The 20435-nt window shown below is 62.8% G+C and carries 14 protein-coding genes and 1 CRISPR repeat array; of the genes, 4 read left to right on the forward strand and 10 right to left on the reverse strand.

The annotated features are described in order from the left end of the window. Positions 1-134 precede the first annotated feature (134 nt). Positions 135-1109: a GlxA family transcriptional regulator gene (locus ACUY1T_RS20045; protein WP_446025332.1), complete on the reverse strand. Its 975-nt coding sequence runs from the start codon at positions 1107-1109 to the stop codon at positions 135-137. 106 nt (positions 1110-1215) lie between these two features. Between ACUY1T_RS20045 and ACUY1T_RS20050 the strand changes: the two genes are divergently transcribed. Together ACUY1T_RS20050 and ACUY1T_RS20055 are read left to right on the forward strand one after the other, a co-directional pair. Then, the gene (locus tag ACUY1T_RS20050) at positions 1216-2106 is read left to right on the forward strand and encodes an alpha/beta hydrolase (protein WP_159548474.1); all 891 of its coding nucleotides are present in this window, start codon (positions 1216-1218) and stop codon (positions 2104-2106) included. Between the two features lie 29 nt (positions 2107-2135). Then, positions 2136-3008, forward strand: coding sequence for an amidohydrolase family protein (locus ACUY1T_RS20055; protein ID WP_446025333.1), 873 nt, complete (start codon positions 2136-2138; stop codon positions 3006-3008). A gap of 85 nt (positions 3009-3093) precedes the next feature. Here ACUY1T_RS20055 and ACUY1T_RS20060 read toward each other — a convergent pair whose 3' ends face one another. The 7 genes from ACUY1T_RS20060 to ACUY1T_RS20090 all read right to left on the reverse strand — a co-directional run bounded on the left by ACUY1T_RS20060 (position 3094) and on the right by ACUY1T_RS20090 (position 9804). Continuing rightward, entirely contained in the window at positions 3094-3939 is an 846-nt protein-coding gene (locus ACUY1T_RS20060) for a nitrilase-related carbon-nitrogen hydrolase (protein ID WP_446025334.1), read from the reverse strand. 31 nt (positions 3940-3970) lie between these two features. Next, a complete protein-coding gene (locus ACUY1T_RS20065) occupies positions 3971-5296 on the reverse strand; it encodes an MmgE/PrpD family protein (protein WP_446025335.1) in 1326 nt (441 codons plus the stop codon). A 73-nt stretch (positions 5297-5369) separates the two neighbouring features. After that, the gene (locus ACUY1T_RS20070) at positions 5370-6254 is read right to left on the reverse strand and encodes a glycine betaine ABC transporter substrate-binding protein (RefSeq protein WP_446025336.1); all 885 of its coding nucleotides are present in this window, start codon (positions 6252-6254) and stop codon (positions 5370-5372) included. Between the two features lie 36 nt (positions 6255-6290). Beyond that, on the reverse strand, positions 6291-7034 hold the full coding sequence (locus tag ACUY1T_RS20075; RefSeq protein WP_446025337.1) for an ABC transporter permease: 744 nt from the start codon (positions 7032-7034) through the stop codon (positions 6291-6293). A gap of 4 nt (positions 7035-7038) precedes the next feature. After that, positions 7039-8199: an ABC transporter ATP-binding protein gene (locus tag ACUY1T_RS20080; protein ID WP_446025338.1), complete on the reverse strand. Its 1161-nt coding sequence runs from the start codon at positions 8197-8199 to the stop codon at positions 7039-7041. Between the two features lie 46 nt (positions 8200-8245). Further along, complete coding sequence (locus tag ACUY1T_RS20085; RefSeq protein WP_446025339.1) at positions 8246-8911, reverse strand: ABC transporter permease; 666 nt, start codon at positions 8909-8911, stop codon at positions 8246-8248. 302 nt (positions 8912-9213) lie between these two features. After that, on the reverse strand, positions 9214-9804 hold the full coding sequence (locus ACUY1T_RS20090; protein ID WP_446025340.1) for a DUF4202 domain-containing protein: 591 nt from the start codon (positions 9802-9804) through the stop codon (positions 9214-9216). Positions 9805-9964: 160 nt separating this feature from the next. Here ACUY1T_RS20090 and ACUY1T_RS20095 point away from each other — a divergent pair, with 160 nt between their 5' ends. Continuing rightward, positions 9965-10360 carry a DUF6746 family protein gene (locus ACUY1T_RS20095; protein WP_446025341.1) on the forward strand — a complete coding sequence of 132 codons (396 nt, stop codon included), beginning with the start codon at positions 9965-9967 and terminating at the stop codon, positions 10358-10360. 73 nt (positions 10361-10433) lie between these two features. Beyond that, on the forward strand, positions 10434-11435 hold the full coding sequence (locus ACUY1T_RS20100) for an aldo/keto reductase (protein ID WP_446025342.1): 1002 nt from the start codon (positions 10434-10436) through the stop codon (positions 11433-11435). A 115-nt stretch (positions 11436-11550) separates the two neighbouring features. After that, a CRISPR array of direct repeats spans positions 11551-19108; the repeat unit is 29 nt; unit sequence CGGTTAATCCCCGCTCCCGCGGGGATCGG. Positions 19109-19218: 110 nt separating this feature from the next. Here the strand turns inward: ACUY1T_RS20100 and cas2e are convergent. Together cas2e and cas1e are read right to left on the reverse strand one after the other, a co-directional pair. Further along, entirely contained in the window at positions 19219-19512 is a 294-nt protein-coding gene (gene cas2e / locus ACUY1T_RS20105; protein ID WP_446025343.1) for a type I-E CRISPR-associated endoribonuclease Cas2e, read from the reverse strand. Position 19513: 1 nt separating this feature from the next. Next, positions 19514-20434, reverse strand: a complete 921-nt coding sequence (gene cas1e, locus ACUY1T_RS20110; RefSeq protein ID WP_446025344.1) for a type I-E CRISPR-associated endonuclease Cas1e — start codon at positions 20432-20434, stop codon at positions 19514-19516. Position 20435: the final 1 nt, after the last annotated feature.

Consider the following 20435-nt stretch of genomic DNA (forward strand, 5'->3'; position numbering starts at 1 on the left):
CGAGGATGAGGCCAACCGCGGCCGCCTGCTGGCCACCGGCTACTCCTGTCGCAGCCAGGCCAAGCGGCTCTCCGGCCACGCCTTGCCGCACCCGCTGCAGGGGCTACTGGCTGAGATCAAGCAGCACGGTTGAGTCAAGTCTTGCGCCGCTCTTTGGGAGAGATACCGAAGAACTTGCGATAACACTTGCTGAAATGGGAGGTAGAAGAAAAACCGGTTGCTGTGGCGATATCTATGATGGGCATCGACGTGTACCTCAGCAATCGATCGCCGTGCTCCAATCGAAAATTCAGGTAGTAGTTTGCTGGCGTGATCCCGAAATGCTGCTTGAAGAGCCGCTGCATCTGACGGTGAGAGACATCCACCAGCATCGCGATGCTCTCACAACTCAAGGGGTCTTCAATATGAGATTCCATGATTTTAATGGCAGCTATGAGCGTGGAGTTGTGAACCCCAAGTCTGGCTTCGTGGCTCATCCGCTGCTTCTCATGAGCCGAGCGAATATTCGGATGGATACACTGTTCAGCAATCTGCTTGGCCAACTCACTACCGTGCTGCCTCTCGATCAAGGAAAGCATCATATCCAAGCCAGCGGTACCTCCCGAACAGGTCATGATACCTTGATCGATCTCAAAGAGCTCATTGGAGACTATTATTTCCGGGTATTCCTCCTGAAGGCTGGCTTGGTTTTCCCAATGAATAGTGCAGTGCTTTCGATCAAGCAAGCCCGCCTTGGCCAGTAGAAAACTGCCAGTCGAGGTTGAGCCTAGCAAGCGGCGACTTCGCCCAACCTTTTTCAGCCACTGAAAAAGCCGCTCATCGGCGATCAGGTTGGTACCCAGACCAGCGACCAGAATGAGGGCATCGAGTTCTTGCCAATCCTCCATCGCTAGAGTTGGCATGAAAGGGAGACCATTACTAGCTTCCAAAGCTCGGTCGTCCAGACTCATAAGATGCCAGCAATAAAGTGATTTCCCGCTCATGCGATTAGCAATACGCAGCGGCTCAATTACGGAGCTGAACGACAGCATGGCGAACTGCGGAAAAAGGAGAAAACCCACCATAAAGGGAGAGTCGTCGTCTCGGAAAGGTTGATTATGGCGTGTCATGATCCTACCCACACATGTCGCTTTTGAACCTTAAACTCTGATTGGACTGCCGCAAGATGTCAATACTGCTCGGACAGGCATTAGTTTCATAACAGGAGATGAAAAAATGAATTCCGAAAGTATTTCGATCATTAGCGATGGTCTCAGGCTGGACGGCTCCTTCTACTGGGAGGAGTCGTCTCTCAAGAAGGACACTCCCCTGGTGATCGTCTGCTCCGGCTTTACCGGCTTGAAGCGGATTCACCCGGAGCGCTTTGCGCGTTTTCTCACCAAGCAGGGCTTCATGACGTTTGGCTTCGACTATCGCGGATTCGGCGATAGTGAAGGAGAGCGTGGCAAGGTTCTGCTCGAAGAACAGGTGCGCGATATTGCCAATGTGGTGGCGCTGGTCAGCAACCGCGCCAAGAATGAGGGGCGCAAGCTGGTGCTGGCCGGCTGGGGAATGGGCGGAGGGCTGGTGCTGGATGCCTATCAACATGCCGAGGAACTCATCGATGGCCTGATTTCCATGAATGGCTTCTTCGATGCGGTACGCGTTCAGAAAGCATTGCGAGGTGAACTCGGGTGGAAACAGTTCCGGGCCTTCATGAACGAGGAGCGTCGCTATCTGGCTCAGGGTGGCGAGCCGCGCAAGATCGATCCCTTTGATATCTATCCGCTGGATGAGATTTCCCGGGGGTACGTGGACGAGGTACTGCGCAAGACGCCGGGCTATGGCCTGACCTCGGTTCTGGACTTTGCCGACTCGCTGATTGCCTTCTGCCCGGAGGCACACATCGACGAGCGTTATGCCAATACGCCGCTGCTGATCGCCCACGGTGCCGAAAACGACCTGCACCCAGTCAGCGAGGCGCGGTCGCTGTATGCCATCTATCCGGGTCCCAAGTCGCTCTACCTGCTCCCCGAAGGGGGCCATACCGAGTGGATGCTCGACGACGACCCCAAATTCCAGACCTTCGCTGGACACGTCGCCGACTGGCTGCAGCGTGAATTCTGAGCCAAGCACGGCATGAGGAGAATGCGCCGATGATTCCCCTGTGTGCAGCTGCCGATCCTGCTCCGCGTATGCCTGGCTTCACCGTCCCTTCGGGGGCGGTGGACTGTCATGCCCATGTGTTCGGCCCGGAGGATCGCTATCCCTATCACCCCGAACGAACCTATACCCCGCCCGACGCGAGTCTGGGGGACTATCTGGCTCTGCACCGCACCCTGGGAATAGAGCGTGGCGTGCTGGTGCAGCCCAGCGTTTATGGCCTCGACAACAGGGCCACCCGTGATGCGCTACGGACCCTGCGTCGGTGCGGGCTGGATTACCGGGGCGTGGCCGTCGTGGATGGCAGCGTCGAGGAAGGCGAGCTGGATGCGTTGCAGCAAGACGGCTTCTGCGGGGTTCGTCTCAACCTGCTGTTCAAAGGCGGCATCGACTGGCAGGACGTGGAAGCGCTGGCGGGGCGGCTGGCGGAGCGCGACTGGCACCTGCAGTTCCTGGTGGATGTCTCGACCTTCGAAGACCTGGGGGCGCGGGTGCGGCGCCTGCCGGTGCCCGTCGTCGTCGACCACATGGGGCACATGCCCTGTGCGAAGGGGGTGAACCATTCAGGCTTCCTGGCCTTGTGCCGGCTGCTGGAAACCGGCAATGCCTGGGTCAAGCTATCCGGTGCCTATCGCATCACCGATGGCCAATTCCCGCCCTACGAGGATGTGCTGCCTTTCGCCAGGCAACTGCTCTCTGCCAATGAGGAGCGTTGCGTCTGGGGTTCGGACTGGCCACATCCCCATATTCCGGTGGCCATGCCCAATGATGGTGATCTTCTGAGCGAACTGGCACGCTGGGCTCCTGATGAGCGCTTGCGCCAGCGCATCCTGGTGGACAACCCGGAGCGCCTCTACTTCAGTTGAGCCAACACAACTTGTTCCTTTCGCACGACTCGACAGCGCCAGATGCTGCCGAGTCGTTACGTATTGGGCTGGGTCAGGACGGGGGTCAGGAAAGCCGAGCGGCCAGCAGTTGCTGGATCAGGGGGGTGTCGGCATCGCGATGGGTTGGCAGCTCGAAACGTGCCTTGGCAATCTCACGCCGCGACAGCGACGCAGTGATCAGCGCCTCGGCGTCCTCTGCCGTGATGAGAGTCTCGCCGCGCGGCCCGAGGATGCACGAGCCACCCCAAAAATGGCTTGTTCCCTCGGGGCCGAAGCGGTTGGCCATGATGACTGGAGTGCCGTAAGTCATGGCATAGAAGCGAACGTTGAGCAGCCAGTTACGCTCGTTGGAAAACTCGTCGCTGACGATGCCCGAAGCCGAGTTGATCGGCGCACACAGTACCGCCGGACGTGAGAGCAGGGCCGCATGCACCAGCGCCGGATTCCACAGGTCGGCACAGATCAACGACGTAGTGGTCCAGCCGGGGCATACGTCCGCATAGGTCAGCCGCGCACCCCGGCAGAACCATTTGCCCTCTTCGAGCCCCCCATAGGTCGGCAGGTTTAACTTGCGGTGAACGGCCACGACGCGACCGTGCTGCAGCACGCCGAGGGCATTGTAGTACTCCCCGGGGCCGGCCTCCTCCACGAAGCCCACGATGGTCTGCATCGCCTCGGCGGCCTCGGCCAGGGCGACAAGGCGTGGATCCTGAGCCGGCATGGCCACCTCCATCACCCGAGGGCCGAGCGCGTAGCCGGTCAGTGACAGTTCGGGGAAGACCAGCAGCTCGAGCTTCTGGCGGCGAGCCTCGGCAATGTACTCCTTGTGACGGGCAAGGTTGTGGTCCACGTCGCCCAGCTCCGCATTGAGCTGTACGGCGCCGACCAGCAGGGTGTCTTGATGGTGCATGGTGACCTCGAAAGAATGGAGGACTCGAGCCTCAGGCAACGGTAGCGGGGTCAGGGGCGCGCAGGCAACGCAGCAGGGCCGAGGCGGGCAGTTGTTCGAGCCGCGATACCACCTCGAGCAACCGCCGGGCATCGGCACCGAGCACCGGTTCGGCCAGAGACAGGAACTTGGCGTGTAACTCCTCATCGGACAAGGGCGAATGCGGATCGCCCCGGGCTTCCCGCGGCTCACTCTCTACGACACGGCCGTCGGCCAGATGGACTCTGGCGATAGCCCAGCGCTCACGCGGGAAGCGAAGATTGAAAAGCTCGCTCTCCTGGATCTCGACCCGAGCGGCCAGCGCCGTCAGCCTGGCATCGTCCAGGGCTGTCGTCACAGACTCGACATCTATACCGCCTGAAAGCAGGGCGCAGGCCACCGCCCAGGGTAGGCTGTACTGGGCCTCCTCCGTGGTGCGGGGGCGCACCGTATGCAGGCGCTTCGCCTCATGAAAGGTGACGATCTCGATGCGCCTGATCCGGGTCGGATCCCCTACCCCACCGCGCAGTGAGCGTACCGCCTCGACGGCGGGCTGGGCCCAGCGGCAAACAGGATAGGGCTTGAAATACTGTTCGTGGAGGTACCAGCGCGCTCCGAGATCTGCCCACAAATGGGCCACCTCCGGAGCGCTGACGCAGAGCGCCGGAGCGCCGGTGAAACCGTCCTGTGCCAGCAGGGCGGACGAAACCCCAGCCAGCGCTCCCCACCCCGAGCCGTCCTTGAGCATGGTGGGCGAATCGATGCAGCGCATCATCTGGCTGCGCGGTCCATAGAATTCGGCGATACCCAGGGCGTGATGGAGTCGCGGCGCATCAAGGCGTAGCAGGCGTGATGCCACTGCGGAAACGCCCAAAGCGTTCCAGGCGCCCGACGTATGGTAATCCGGGCTAGTGGCATGGAGCGCAATACCTGCTCGGGTCGCCACCTCGTAACCCATTGCCAGCAGCCCCAGCCACTCGCGCCCGGAGAGCGTTTCGGCCTCGGGCAGGGCGAGCAATCCGGGAAGAAGCGCAACCCCAGCGTGTCCCTTGGTCAGGGCCTGACCATCATGGGCATCGAGGGCATCGATTAGCCAGGCACCATGCAGGGCGGCACCGCAGGGTGAGGCGCGCCCCTCGGAGAACAGGAGGGGGCGAGCCCCCGGATATTGGCTAAGAGTGAAACGTCTCGCCTTGTTCGCCAGCGGCGTTCGCGTGGCGGCGGCGGCCACGCCGAGCAGATCGAGCAGGCAGCGCTTGGCCTGCGCCAGATGAGCATCAGCCAGCCGCCCTGGATCCTGGCCGATCAGCCAGGCCAGCAGTGCAGGAGCGGGGGTCATCTCGCTGTCTCCCGGTTCGCCCTATGCGTATCGAAGACCGGGGCCATCCAGTGGAGGCCCCGGCCGGTGGAGGTCAGAGCAAGCCATGCTCCTCGAGAAAGGTTTTCGCCACTTCCTCGACCGACAGGCGGCGCACGTCGACCTGAGCGTTAAGATCGGCCATGACATCATCGTCGAGCAGGGACGACAGGGCGTTCATCTGGTCTTCCAGTTCCGGGAAGGCCTCCAGGGTTTCCTCGCGTACCACCGGGGTCAGGGCATAGGCAGGAAAGAAGTTTTGGTCGTCTTCCAGCACCTTGAAGGCGAACGCGGGGATGCGACCATCGGTGGCAAAGACCAGGCCGACATCAACTTGTCCATCACGCAGCGCCTGGTAGACGAGACCGGAGTCCATGCGGTTCACATCGCGCCGGCCCACCTGGAAGCCATAAGCCTCTTGAAGCGGACGCCAGCCATCGTCTCGGGCATAGAACTCGGCATTGAGAGCGAAGCTCAGCGGCTCACCGTCATTGACGGCCCGGGCCAGATCGGAGAGAGAGTGAATGCTTCGCTCTTCGGCCACCCCAATGCGCATGGCCAAGGCGTAAGTATTGTTGGCAGCAGAGGGGTTCAACCATACCAGGCCCTTCTCTGCATCCAGCTCCTGCACGGTGGCGTAGGTCTCTTCCGGGCCAAGTCTCTCACTGATGCCGTTGAAGCTGATCAGCGAAGTGCCGGTGTATTCCCAGTAAAGATCGATCTGCCCGTTCTCCTGTGCCTGGCGCAGCACCGCCGAGCCCATGCCAGCCCGAGTATCCACTTGATAGCCAAGGCCTTCCAGGTACTGGCCGGTCATGCTGGCAATGATCTGCTGCTCGGTGAAGTTCTTGCCACCTACCACCAGATCGGAGGCGTGGGTGATGGAGAGAACGCCGGCCAGAGCCAGCCCGATGAGAGAGGGGGAAAATCTATTGAGCATGGAGGTGTTCCTTGAGTTGTTTGTTGTGGATGTCGCTCAAGCTTGTGCTGCTGCACGAGCGGGGTTAACACCGCGAGGCACCACCAAAAAGGCGATGGCGGCAACTAGGGCATCGACGCCGATGGCCAGCAGCGCGGTGGGAATGGCACCGGCCAACATCATGACGGGGTCATAGAGATCGATACCGGTGAAGATCAGCTCCCCAAGGCCGCCAGCGCCGATCAGGAAGGCCAGAGGAACCGTCCCAACGTTGATAGCCAGCGCCGTGCGGATGCCGGCGAAGATGACGTAGAGCGCATTGGGCAGCTCGACACGAAGCAGGCGCTGAACAGGCGACATTCCGATGCCAGCCGCCGCCTCCTTGAGGGCCGGCGAGACTCCCTTGAGGCCGGTGTAGGTATTGCGCGTAATCGGCAGCAAGGTGGCGACGAACAAGCCGAAAATAGCGGGCACCACACCAATCCCCAGCAGGCTCATGGAGAGTGCCAGCACTGCCAGGGTCGGAATGGTAGTGCCAACATTGAGTATCTGCATCGCCGATTCAGCCCAGCGTGCCATGCTGGGGCGCGACAGCAGCACGCCCAACGGAATAGCGACCAAAATGGCCAGACTGCCAGAAACAGCGGTGAGCCAAAGGTGCTCGGCCGCCAGGAACTGAATGTCAGGCAGATAAAACAGGAAATCATCGATCAGGCCGCTGGCATGGCTCCATGCACCGACGAAGAAGATGGCCAGCAGGAACAGAGCGCGCAGTGCCCCTTTCAGGGTCTGGATGGGCATCGGCTCACCCCTCCGTCAGCAGGCTGGTCGGCTGTGAGGCATCCTGCTGAGAGCGAAAGCGGGCACCCAGGTGATGCGTCATGTCGCGCTGCGTGATCTGCCCGCAGAGCCTCCCCGCGTCATCGGTGCAAGGGAGCCAGGTCATATCGTTGGCCAGCATCAGCGATACTGCCTTGCGCAGGTCATCACCGACATGCACGGTGGCCGGTACTTGCTGCGCATGGTCATGGCAGATGCCCCGGCTGGCCTTAGCCACCGCGCGGGGAATGATGCCAATGGGCTGGCGTTTCTCGTTGACCATGACGATGGCGTGCTGGTAGCCATAGTCATCGAGCCGCTTGAGTGCGGTCTCGAGGCTATCGCTGGGCGTCACGGTGGCAAATTCCCCACCGATCACTTCCTGGACCTTGACGAGATTCAGACGCTTCAGCGCCCGATCCTCACCGAGGAAAGACTCCACGAAGGCATCCTTGGGCGCCGCCAGCAGCTCGTCCGGTGGGGCGTACTGAACCAAGTGGCCTTCACGAAAGATAGCGATGCGATCACCCATCTTGATCGCCTCGTCGATATCATGACTGACGAACATGATGGTCTTCTTGAGTTCCTGCTGCATCTTGAGGAACTCGTCCTGAATTACGGCCCGGTTAATCGGATCGATGGCGCCGAACGGTTCATCCATCAGCATGACCGGCGGGTCGGCCGCCAGTGCCCGAGCCACACCGATACGCTGCTGCTGCCCTCCGGAAAGCTCGTTCGGATAACGCTTCAGGAAGGCATCCGGCTCCAGTGCAATCATTGCCATCAGCTCCCGGGCGCGCTCCCGATACCTGGATTTGTCCCAGCCGAGCAGCCGAGGCACGACGGTAATGTTCTCCTCGATCGTCATGTTGGGAAACAGGCCAATCTGCTGGATCACATAGCCGATATTGCGGCGCAGCGTCTGGGTATCCATGCCGGTGGTATCCTCACCGTCGATGAAGACCTTGCCGGAGGTCGGCCTGATGATGCGGTTAATCATCTTCAGCGTGGTCGTCTTGCCGCAGCCCGAAGGCCCCAGCAGAATACAGATCTCTCCGCTAGACACTTCCATGTTGATATGGTCAGCGGCCACCACCGCACCCTCAGGGGTATCGAAGACCTTGGTCAAGTTGTCCAGTCGAATCATTTCAGTATTCCTTATTATTGGATGGAGGTATCAGGAGAAGTGAATATCAGGCCCCAGCGGGAACTCCCTCCATCCCTTTTGGCGTCAAGTATTTCTGAAGACAAAGCAAAGCAAAATCGACAATGATAGCCAACAGACTGACGGCCACAGCACCGACTATTAACTGACGAGGGTCGGACTGAGAAATACCACGACTGATGAAAGTTCCAAGACCTCCAGCGCCGATATAGGCGGCAATTGCCATGACGCCAATATTGAGCACCACGGCGGTTCGTACACCCGCCATGATGACCGGAACGGCTAGTGGAATTTCCACCATGCGCAGGCGCTGATTGGGGCTCATGCCAACACCCCGTGCCGCCTCGCGCAATGCCGGGCTTACGTTATTGATCGCTGTATAGGTATTACGGATGATAGGAAGCTGCGAGTAGAGCAGGACAGCAATGATGGCAGGCACATAGCCAATTCCATGCCCGACAACCGAGAGCAGCGGAATCATTAGACCGAAAAGTGCAATGGAGGGAATGGTCACAATGATAGACGCAACATAGAGCACATGCTTAGCCAAGCGCTCATTCTTGGTGATGGCGATACCGATCGGCACTCCAGTCAGTGTGGCGATGCCCACTGCTATCCCGACAAGTACAATATGCTCAATAGTGCGTGAAACGAGCAGATCGAGATTAGCAATTGTAAAATGCATCAGCTCCATGACGTAGCCTCTTATTAGATTTGCTGGGTGCAGGCTAGACTCTATCCTAGTGCCATGAAGCAACACGGACTAACCAAAAGGCGACATAAAGGAACATAATCCTGTCATTGGCAGCGCAGCAGGAGGTCAGAACAGCTCCTGTGCTGCCTGAGCGAGACAAGAACTCATGGATTGGCTCGTCTTCAGTAGTCGGCAGCTGCACCCACCCACCTCTTCAGGCAGGGCCTGCATCACGCGATGCAGCACCGTGAAAGGGAGCGAATGCGCGAGGGGAACGATCCAAGGCGCCTTTGGGGAATCAGCTACCCCGCCAGCGCCTCTTCCACCACGGCCCGCGCCTCACTGCTCATGGGCAGCTCCAGCGCCAGTTCCCGGGCGCGTGGCGACATCTTCTTCCAGGTCATCTGCACGATGCGCACCAGGTGCTCGTGCTCCACCTGCTTGGAGAAATCGGCGAAATAGTTCTCGAGGAACACCAGGCAGGCGCAGTCTTCCACCGCCTGGGTGCCCGGGTCGCGGCCCAGGCCCTGCTTGCGGATCATCCTGGCCACCTCGGCGGCGTCTTCAGCGGAGTAGCCTTGCGCTTCCATCACCCGCGCCGTGGTCTCGCCGGCCCGCTTACCCTGGTCGCGGCGCCAGGTGAGATAGCCCACGCGCCCCTCCGGGTATTCATTGCGTGGCACCTCCCAGCGCTGCAGATGCTGCGAGCGCACCGCGATCTGCACCAGCTCGCTCGGGGCTTCCTCCACCCGCTCCAGCCAGGCACTCATGCGCCCCGCATGCCACAGCTCCAGGGGCAGGCTTTCACCCTCGACATCCACCCGGCGCGGATCCTCGGCGTGCAGGGCGTCAAGCTCGGCCATGGCACGCTGGAACGGAGTTTGATCTGACATCAGGTAGTCCTTGCAAGTCATTATCGCCACAGCATACCGCAACAGAGCAGGGCACCGACAATTTCTCCTTCTTCAAGGCGCCCCTTTGTAAAAACTTGTAAGCAACTGAATCTCAACTAACTTAGGTAATATCACACGAACGCCAAGGAGGGATTAAGACATGAAAACGACACTGGCGGCTCTCTTAGCCATACTGCTGACCTTGGGCCTCGCTCATGCCGAAGAAGAGGCACTGGAAGAGGATCTCGTCGAACAACTCGAAGAAGCACAGGGCCAACCCATCGACACCCTCCAGCAGGCCGTGGACGCCCTGCAGCTGCGCAACGACCTGCTCGACGTACTGATGCAAAAGGAGGAACTGACCGACGGCGACCTGGCCATCATCCAGCAGCTCACCGAGACCATCGAGAACGCCCTGGCCAAGGTCGAAGAAGAGGTCGGCATCATGCGTGAACGCGTGCAGGAAGTGCGTGCAGGCGCCGAAAAACAGGGCCAGGAAGACATCCGCGAGAGCGGCAGGGAGTACCTGGACCAGGTCAGAACGCTGATGCAGTAAGGCATGTTCTGTCTTGCGAGGTAAGCTCCGGGCTCGGCATGATACAAAGCCCCACCCCTGACCCGGAGCCTGTATGTCATTCTTCTCTCGCCTCAAGGAAGTGGCCTCGCCCAGCATCGGCCTGGGCTGCATGAACCTCTCTCACGGCTACGGCAACCCGGTTGCCGAAGCCGAAGCGCTGCGCGCCCTGGCTGAAGCCTTCGAGATGGGCTATCGCCACTTCGACACCGCCACCCTTTACGGCGCCACGGCCAACGAGCGGGTGGTGGGCAAGGCATTGGCGGGCAAGCGCCACCAGATCCTGCTGGCCAGCAAGTGCGGCATGGCCATGAACCCTGAGCTGGGCAAGAAGGTGATCGACGGGCGCCCCGAAACGATCCGCCGGCAGTGCGAGGCGAGCCTCGAACGCCTGCGCACCGACCACCTGGACCTCTACTACCTGCACCGCCTGGACCGCAACGTGCCCATCGAAGAGAGCGTCGGCGCGCTGGGGCGGCTGGTGGAAGAAGGCAAGGTGCGCGCCATCGGGCTCTCGGAAGTTTCCGCCGCCACCCTGCGCCGCGCCCGGGCCGAGCACCCCATTGCCGCGGTGCAGTCCGAATACTCGCTATGGACCCGCAACCCCGAGATCGCCCTGCTCGACGCCTGCCGCGAAGCCGACACGGCCCTGGTCGCCTTCAGCCCCCTGGGCCGCGGCTTCCTGGCCGGCGCCGTAACGGAAACCACCCAACTCACCGAGAACGACGTGCGCCGCGGCATGCCGCGCTTCAGCGCCGAAAACCTGCCGCGCAACCTGCGCCAACTGGAAAAGCTCCGGGCCATCGCCAGCGAACGGGACGTGACCACCGGCCAACTGGCACTCGCCTGGCTCAAGGCCCAGGGCAACGACGTGATCCCCATCCCCGGCACCCGCTCCATCGCCCACATGCGCGAAAACCTAGCGGCAGAAGAACTACGCCTGGATACCGCCACCCTCGCGCGGCTGAACGAACTGCTGACACCGGACCAAGTGGCCGGCGCCCGTTACAGCGAAGCGCTGCAGGCGGAAATCGATACGGAGGAGTTTGGAGGGTAGAGTGCGGTGGGAGTGGTGAATGTAGCTCTACCATTGAGCTGCACCCAAGACGGTTTGTTTTCCCCGCTACTGCGGGGGAACGAAGTCTCACCAATGAGACAATAAGCCGGTATTACGGTTTATCTCCGCTCCCGCGGGGAACAGCCGGCAGCAAGCGCTCGACTGCATCATGATCGGCGGTTTACCCCCGCTTCCGCGGGGATCGGTCGCAGTATTGCGCGATGTCGTAGAGCGCCCACGGTTAATCCCCGCTCCCGCGGGGATCGGTCGTCGAGCAGGCCATCGCTGAACCGGATGCTCGGTTAATCCCCGCTCCCGCGGGGATCGGTTCTTTTATCCTTTTATCCTTTCCTAAAATTCCGGTTAATTCCCGCATCATAGTACGGTTAATCCCCGCTCCCGCGGGGATCGGAGATCCTGCTTGCGGTCGATCACCACGCCGTACGGTTAATCCCCGCTCCCGCGGGGATCGGCTCCCACGACACCTCGGTTTTCGTTGTGAGGGCGGTTAATCCCCGCTCCCGCGGGGATCGGTACCGAGTTCGAGGAGGACCAGACTCCCCAGCCGGTTAATCCCCGCTCCCGCGGGGATCGGGCAGTGATAATTATTGTCACTGCAGCAGGTATCGGTTAATCCCCGCTCCCGCGGGGATCGGGGTTTAGCCAGCCATTTCAGTGGCTTGCCAATCGGTTAATCCCCGCTCCCGCGGGGATCGGTGCTTTTGCAGCGGCTGGCCTGAGCCGTCTGCCGGTTAATCCCCGCTCCCGCGGGGATCGGCAGCGCATTACTGGTAAGTACGGCAACAGAAACGGTTAATCCCCGCTCCCGCGGGGATCGGGTCTTGCGGTCGAGCATCACGTCGAGCTGATCCGGTTAATCCCCGCTCCCGCGGGGATCGGACGCGGCTGAGCTGCGTTGCGCTGTAGTAGGTCGGTTAATCCCCGCTCCCGCGGGGATCGGGCTAGCCTGCCCTGGTGTGACTTGAAGGTTGCCGGTTAATCCCCGCTCCCGCGGGGATCGGCTGATCGAGCGCATCCTCGAAAAGGTCGAGGACGGTTAATCCCCGCTCCCGCGGGGATCGGCCTGCGTTGGTCGAGGCATTGTCGATGAGCGTCGGTTAATCCCCGCTCCCGCGGGGATCGGGCGAGCTGGCCGGCGGCCTGGGCGGTCATCTGCGGTTAATCCCCGCTCCCGCGGGGATCGGCTCGAGGACGCCTATGCCGACGTGCGCGCGGCCGGTTAATCCCCGCTCCCGCGGGGATCGGACGCGCTGATTCGAGACTACTACCGCATCGAGCGGTTAATCCCCGCTCCCGCGGGGATCGGTTGCGAGGCCTGCCGGGTGGGCGGCCAGTGGGCGGTTAATCCCCGCTCCCGCGGGGATCGGTTGCGAGGCCTGCCGGGTGGGCGGCCAGTGGGCGGTTAATCCCCGCTCCCGCGGGGATCGGGGCGAGAAGGCCGGGGCCTTGTGGAATTGGGCCGGTTAATCCCCGCTCCCGCGGGGATCGGCTCCTCACTTTCATCGAAGATGGCGCTATTGCCGGTTAATCCCCGCTCCCGCGGGGATCGGGCGGTGCCCTTCTTCGGGTCGATGGTCACGGCCGGTTAATCCCCGCTCCCGCGGGGATCGGCCGGCGATACAGCAGCGGATAGACGCCGGGGGCGGTTAATCCCCGCTCCCGCGGGGATCGGGCTCTCATCAGCGTGGCAAAGAAGCTGCGCGCCGGTTAATCCCCGCTCCCGCGGGGATCGGTGTGTAGGACCATGTTCCTACTCAGACGAGAGCGGTTAATCCCCGCTCCCGCGGGGATCGGGCCGTGGGCAGAAGCACCAGTGCCGGCCGAACCGGTTAATCCCCGCTCCCGCGGGGATCGGAGTTTCCCCATGGGCTGTCGCGGCACTCATGGCGGTTAATCCCCGCTCCCGCGGGGATCGGGCACTACGAGTTTATCGTGGAACTCCGGTGAACGGTTAATCCCCGCTCCCGCGGGGATCGGGGGCAGGTGGTGAGCACGACCTCAACCTGAAGCGGTTAATCCCCGCTCCCGCGGGGATCGGGCGTTCGCGGCGGCCTGGTCGGCGATAGTCGACGGTTAATCCCCGCTCCCGCGGGGATCGGGGTCCGACATCAATATCGAAAAGCGCACGTGGCGGTTAATCCCCGCTCCCGCGGGGATCGGTTCGCCCGCCTTGGCCGCTCCGCGCAGAAACGCGGTTAATCCCCGCTCCCGCGGGGATCGGACGGCCGGTGACGGCGCGGCGACCTTGAATATCGGTTAATCCCCGCTCCCGCGGGGATCGGAAGCCCATCATCCGCGTCCGTGCCGGGGAGTCCGGTTAATCCCCGCTCCCGCGGGGATCGGGTCCTCAACGAAGCGAGTGAAAAGCTCAACGGCGGTTAATCCCCGCTCCCGCGGGGATCGGAATCCCCGTTTCGTCGATGCGGGCGATCTTGGCGGTTAATCCCCGCTCCCGCGGGGATCGGGAGTCAAGCGGCCTCCGGCACGTATTTGGTGGCGGTTAATCCCCGCTCCCGCGGGTATCGGATCGAGACGCTCGGCATCGGCCCCTACTACGGCGGTTAATCCCCGCTCCCGCGGGGATCGGGCGACGAACTCCATCTGCGTGGGGCTCTTGAGCGGTTAATCCCCGCTCCCGCGGGGATCGGCGGCGCTGGCGTGCCTGCTCGGCGGCCTCGGCCGGTTAATCCCCGCTCCCGCGGGGATCGGGAACACCGGCGCGTAGAGGCCGTAAGTGTCGTCGGTTAATCCCCGCTCCCGCGGGGATCGGCCTTCGGTCTTGGTGACCCGCGAGTAGACGACCGGTTAATCCCCGCTCCCGCGGGGATCGGGTTCGGACAGAGAAAGTCAGGAAATGCGGGGGCGGTTAATCCCCGCTCCCGCGGGGATCGGGGCACGCGAAGCGCCTCTTGTTCGATGCGTCGCGGTTAATCCCCGCTCCCGCGGGGATCGGAACGTCCGACTGGCACTCGCCCTACTGGCAACCGGTTAATCCCCGCTCCCGCGGGGATCGGCTGGTTGATATCGAGGATGACAAGGCGGCCGACGGTTAATCCCCGCTCCCGCGGGGATCGGCATGTCGAACACGCGCGACGAGCCGGGCAGGGCGGTTAATCCCCGCTCCCGCGGGGATCGGGTGCCCAGACGCTATTCGCAAACTGGTCGGAGCGGTTAATCCCCGCTCCCGCGGGGATCGGCAACTGGCGGTCCAGATCGCGGCGTGCTTCGTCGGTTAATCCCCGCTCCCGCGGGGATCGGCCCGCCGCCAGTTCGGTGGCCTGGACCATCATCGGTTAATCCCCGCTCCCGCGGGGATCGGCCGCTTGCCTAGGTCAGTCTACAGTGCGTAGACGGTTAATCCCCGCTCCCGCGGGGATCGGGAGCAAATGTGAATTCCTGGCGCTGGAACGAACGGTTAATCCCCGCTCCCGCGGGGATCGGTTACTCATTCGCCTTGTCTGCAAAGAGGCCATCGGTTAATCCCCGCTCCCGCGGGGATCGGCAGAGTCTGAGGCTCGTGAAGTCGGCTCTCGCCGGTTAATCCCCGCTCCCGCGGGGATCGGCAGACGCCCTACGATTACGTCAACATGGCGGGCGGTTAATCCCCGCTCCCGCGGGGATCGGGGGTGGAGTATCACGCGGTGTGGCAGGGCTGGCGGTTAATCCCCGCTCCCGCGGGGATCGGGAGCAGTTCGTGAAGTGGTTCGAGGACGGCACCGGTTAATCCCCGCTCCCGCGGGGATCGGGCGGTCACCGATTGGGCCATTGCCGGTTCCCGCGGTTAATCCCCGCTCCCGCGGGGATCGGCCGCGGTGATCGTAGTACACGTTATCGGGCAGCGGTTAATCCCCGCTCCCGCGGGGATCGGTAGGCCTGCGCCATACGGGTGTCGTAGGAATTCGGTTAATCCCCGCTCCCGCGGGGATCGGCGCGCACGGCTGCCGACGTTGAAGTCGGTGATCGGTTAATCCCCGCTCCCGCGGGGATCGGGGCAAGACGTTACCCACGATGCTGCACCGTGCCGGTTAATCCCCGCTCCCGCGGGGATCGGCTGTCGATGCTTGTCAGGTCGTCGATCGAAACCGGTTAATCCCCGCTCCCGCGGGGATCGGCTCACGCTGGCCCTGGTCCCGGTGCTGGATTACGGTTAATCCCCGCTCCCGCGGGGATCGGATCGGCGGCAGGCAGGAAGCAGACTACCGCCCCGGTTAATCCCCGCTCCCGCGGGGATCGGGGGCGGTGGCAAGACGCCATCGCGCGCATCTACGGTTAATCCCCGCTCCCGCGGGGATCGGATAATCATTCCTGAATTTGCATAGGCATACCACGGTTAATCCCCGCTCCCGCGGGGATCGGCCTGGCGAGGATGTTCATGGCTGTGACTCCAGCGGTTAATCCCCGCTCCCGCGGGGATCGGCTCGGCCTTTCTGCTCGCATACCGCCACACCGCGGTTAATCCCCGCTCCCGCGGGGATCGGTCCAGGAGCCGCTGCCAGATGCTGTCCGGATCCGGTTAATCCCCGCTCCCGCGGGGATCGGGGCGGGGTGGTGTCAAAGGCCACGGGTGGCAGCGGTTAATCCCCGCTCCCGCGGGGATCGGGCAGACCAAAGAGCATCGGGTTATCAAGGAGCAGGTTAATCCCCGCTCCCGCGGGGATCGGCCCTCGGCTTGGCGGCGGAGCTGTAGCATCGTCGGTTAATCCCCGCTCCCGCGGGGATCGGCCATCCCACGGGATCCAGCCGTCGTCGTCGGCCGGTTAATCCCCGCTCCCGCGGGGATCGGGCCAAGCAGTACCAGGAAACCGCCTGCGTCATCGGTTAATCCCCGCTCCCGCGGGGATCGGGGCCGCTGCCCAGCCGAAGCGCTTGGTCAGGGCGGTTAATCCCCGCTCCCGCGGGGATCGGAGGCCCGTGGTGAACGCGCGACGCTGCACCTCCGGTTAATCCCCGCTCCCGCGGGGATCGGTGGGCGCTGGGATCGAAGGCCTTCTCGACCGCCGGTTAATCCCCGCTCCCGCGGGGATCGGCCCGCCAACACCATCAGCAAGACGCTAGAAGGCGGTTAATCCCCGCTCCCGCGGGGATCGGGTGCTGCTGCTGGCCTCCCTGGGCCTGGGCGTCGGTTAATCCCCGCTCCCGCGGGGATCGGCCGCATATCAGGAGTCGCAGCATGAACCATGTCGGTTAATCCCCGCTCCCGCGGGGATCGGGCGCCACCGCTGCCGGCAGGCCTGTTCCCATGCGGTTAATCCCCGCTCCCGCGGGGATCGGTCCTGCATTTGCCGCTTTGTCTGGCGAGACGCCGGTTAATCCCCGCTCCCGCGGGGATCGGTAGTGCTCGACGGCGCTGCCCGTGATCGTCGGCGGTTAATCCCCGCTCCCGCGGGGATCGGCCGGGAATATTGGAAGGCATCCGTCATTCTGTCGGTTAATCCCCGCTCCCGCGGGGATCGGTTTCATGTATTTGCGTGGTTTCGCGGCTACAGCGGTTAATCCCCGCTCCCGCGGGGATCGGATTCATCTTGAGGAAGATCGTTCCGGTTTTCACGGTTAATCCCCGCTCCCGCGGGGATCGGGGGCATTACTGCTGGCCCTCGCCGGCACCCGACGGTTAATCCCCGCTCCCGCGGGGATCGGCACGCACAGCAGCCCAGCGGGACGGCTCCCAGCGGTTAATCCCCGCTCCCGCGGGGATCGGCGCCCAGTCGTCGCCGTCCAGCTCGTCGAGCTCGGTTAATCCCCGCTCCCGCGGGGATCGGATGCGGATGACGAGCGGTATTGAGCCTGGCGACGGTTAATCCCCGCTCCCGCGGGGATCGGCCAGTATTGCCACTCTCATAAAACCTCCTCAGCGGTTAATCCCCGCTCCCGCGGGGATCGGTTGTGCGGCCACTCCGCCAGCTCCATCGCCAGCGGTTAATCCCCGCTCCCGCGGGGATCGGTCGCGCAACGACAAAACGATGGAGCCCTCCCAGCGGTTAATCCCCGCTCCCGCGGGGATCGGAAGGTGCGCGTGCCCAAGGGATACCGCACCGACGGTTAATCCCCGCTCCCGCGGGGATCGGTCTTCTGGCTCAAGGAACAGTGCACGCTCTTCCGGTTAATCCCCGCTCCCGCGGGGATCGGGGTGTGCTGCTCTGGTCCCTGACCAAGTTGAGCGGTTAATCCCCGCTCCCGCGGGGATCGGGTGGCGCGTGGCCGGCTGCACATGCCCGGGTTCGGTTAATCCCCGCTCCCGCGGGGATCGGTTTTTGCTGCGGCGGTTTTTCATGCCCTGTGACGGTTAATCCCCGCTCCCGCGGGGATCGGTAGACGTAACGCTCCATGGGATCCAGGCCGATCGGTTAATCCCCGCTCCCGCGGGGATCGGCTTCACGATCCGACGCCACTCGGCCTTGGCATCGGTTAATCCCCGCTCCCGCGGGGATCGGCGGCCCAGCTTCGCCCGCGCCCGCCCCCATAGCGGTTAATCCCCGCTCCCGCGGGGATCGGGGCTACTACACCTTCGCCGCTGGCTTCGATTTCGGTTAATCCCCGCTCCCGCGGGGATCGGGAGCAGGTGCGGCTCATCACTGAGGATGTGCGCGGTTAATCCCCGCTCCCGCGGGGATCGGGGCTCCCTCGATGGAGAGAGTGGGGCTGTCGCGCGGTTAATCCCCGCTCCCGCGGGGATCGGTGAGCGAGATCGCCGCCAAGCCCCGAATCCGACGGTTAATCCCCGCTCCCGCGGGGATCGGTTAGGGTCTCTACCACAGCCATGCACTTTAGACGGTTAATCCCCGCTCCCGCGGGGATCGGGTGGGAGGAAGATTTTGAATGAGTAGCATTGGCGGTTAATCCCCGCTCCCGCGGGGATCGGTCCACCAACTCAACCAAGCTTGTTCCCGGCGCCGGTTAATCCCCGCTCCCGCGGGGATCGGAGCCACTGGGCCAGGTAGCGGCCGTCAATCTCCGGTTAATCCCCGCTCCCGCGGGGATCGGTACGCATGGGAGCTATACATGAGAAAAATAACCGGTTAATCCCCGCTCCCGCGGGGATCGGACGCTGCTTGTGGGCTGGCAAGGGTTCACCACCGGTTAATCCCCGCTCCCGCGGGGATCGGTCGCCGCTGGGCATGATCAACAAGATCAAGCGCGGTTAATCCCCGCTCCCGCGGGGATCGGTAGCCGGTGAGAAGGAACCGCTCGCCGTCGGGCGGTTAATCCCCGCTCCCGCGGGGATCGGCGCCGCACCATAGACACCGAGCGCGACGAGGCCGGTTAATCCCCGCTCCCGCGGGGATCGGTTCCTGGCGTTCCTGCCGGCGAAGCTTCCGGCCGGTTAATCCCCGCTCCCGCGGGGATCGGATTTGTCAAAGGCCTGCACGGAAATGCGCAGGCGGTTAATCCCCGCTCCCGCGGGGATCGGAGATCCACAGCATCCGTGACCGGGTGCGCGCCCGGTTAATCCCCGCTCCCGCGGGGATCGGATCAGGGCGGTGACGTGCACCTTGCTGGTGGGCGGTTAATCCCCGCTCCCGCGGGGATCGGCCCAGGGTGTACAGCAAGCCCCTGATGAAGCGCGGTTAATCCCCGCTCCCGCGGGGATCGGCGCTCTCGGTCGGCTGCTCGGCCTGTTCTCGCCGGTTAATCCCCGCTCCCGCGGGGATCGGACTAATCGTAGACGATTGATCTAAAAAAGGAAAATCGCCGGCAGTTTTCCCACCAGCGATTTTGCCTATTTTTTGTACAGCCTAGATTGTTAAAGAGCCAGGAAAATCAGTCAATTAGCCTCTAGCGGAAGAAAGCGTACCAGGCGCAATCCATCATGATCCCAAGGCTCGCGGCGATTTGAACCGTATGTCTGGAATTCAAAGCCCGATTCGTGATTGCTGGCCCAAGCCATGACGACATTGCCTTCCTCTGCCAGCGCATGAACCTGTTCCCAGATCATTTCGCGGATGCGCTTGCTGACATCGCCGATATACACACCGGCGCGAACTTCAAGCAGCCACACGGCGAGTCTGCCACGCAGTCGCGGCGGTACGGCTTCGGTCACTACGACGAGCATGGCCATGTCAGCCGCTCCTGTGGCCGGCATCACCCACCGATGCCGGTTCCGGTATTGCCGGTGGCACCGACTCAGGAGCGGGTGGTGGCGGCTCGATTTCCCCAGCAGAGAGCACTTCCTCGATCATCGGGATGAGGCTCTGGAGCAGACGCGTCTGCCGGAAGGCATCGCGACAGGCAATACGCACCTCCCGCTCGGGCATGGGTGGGTTTCGTGCCGCAACGCGGAAGGCAGCCGGCACCACGGTTTCGAACTTGACGATATCGGCAATATCGTAGACGAAGCTTTTTGGCTTTCCGGTGTGAAGAAAGCCGATGGCGGGCGCATAACCTGCCGCCAGAATCGCTGCCTCGGTAACGCCGTAGAGACAAGCGGTGGCAGCGGAGAGGCATTGGTTGACGGTGTCGGAAGCATCCCATTGGCTCGGGTCGTAACGGCGCCCTGTCCATTTGATGCCGTACTGTTTGGCCAAGTGTTGATACGTCTTGCGCACACGGGCGCCTTCGATTCCCCGCAACTGTTCGATACTGCGCCGCTCAGGTGCCGGCTCACCGAAGCGCAGCTCGAACATCTTGCGCACCACCTTGAGCCGTAGCTTCTCCTCCAGCACCAATCTGGCCTGATAAAGCAGCTTGTCGGATCGGGCACCACCAGGCTGCCCTGCACTGTAGAGCCGCACGCCGGCATCCCCAACCCAGATCAGCAGGGTGCCCACCGCCGCGGCAAGCTTGATGGCCGCATGGGAAACTCTGGTGCCCGGCTCGAGCAGCAGGCAGGCAACCGAGCCGACCGGTATATGCATGCGCTCGCCGTTGACATCGTCGATCACCACGAAGGCGCCATCACGTACGTCGATCTGACCCATGCCGATAAAGATCATCGACATGCGATCCTTCATCGGGATCGGCTTAAGGGGGATAAAGCTCATG

This window comes from Billgrantia sp. Q4P2 (assembly GCF_052806135.1).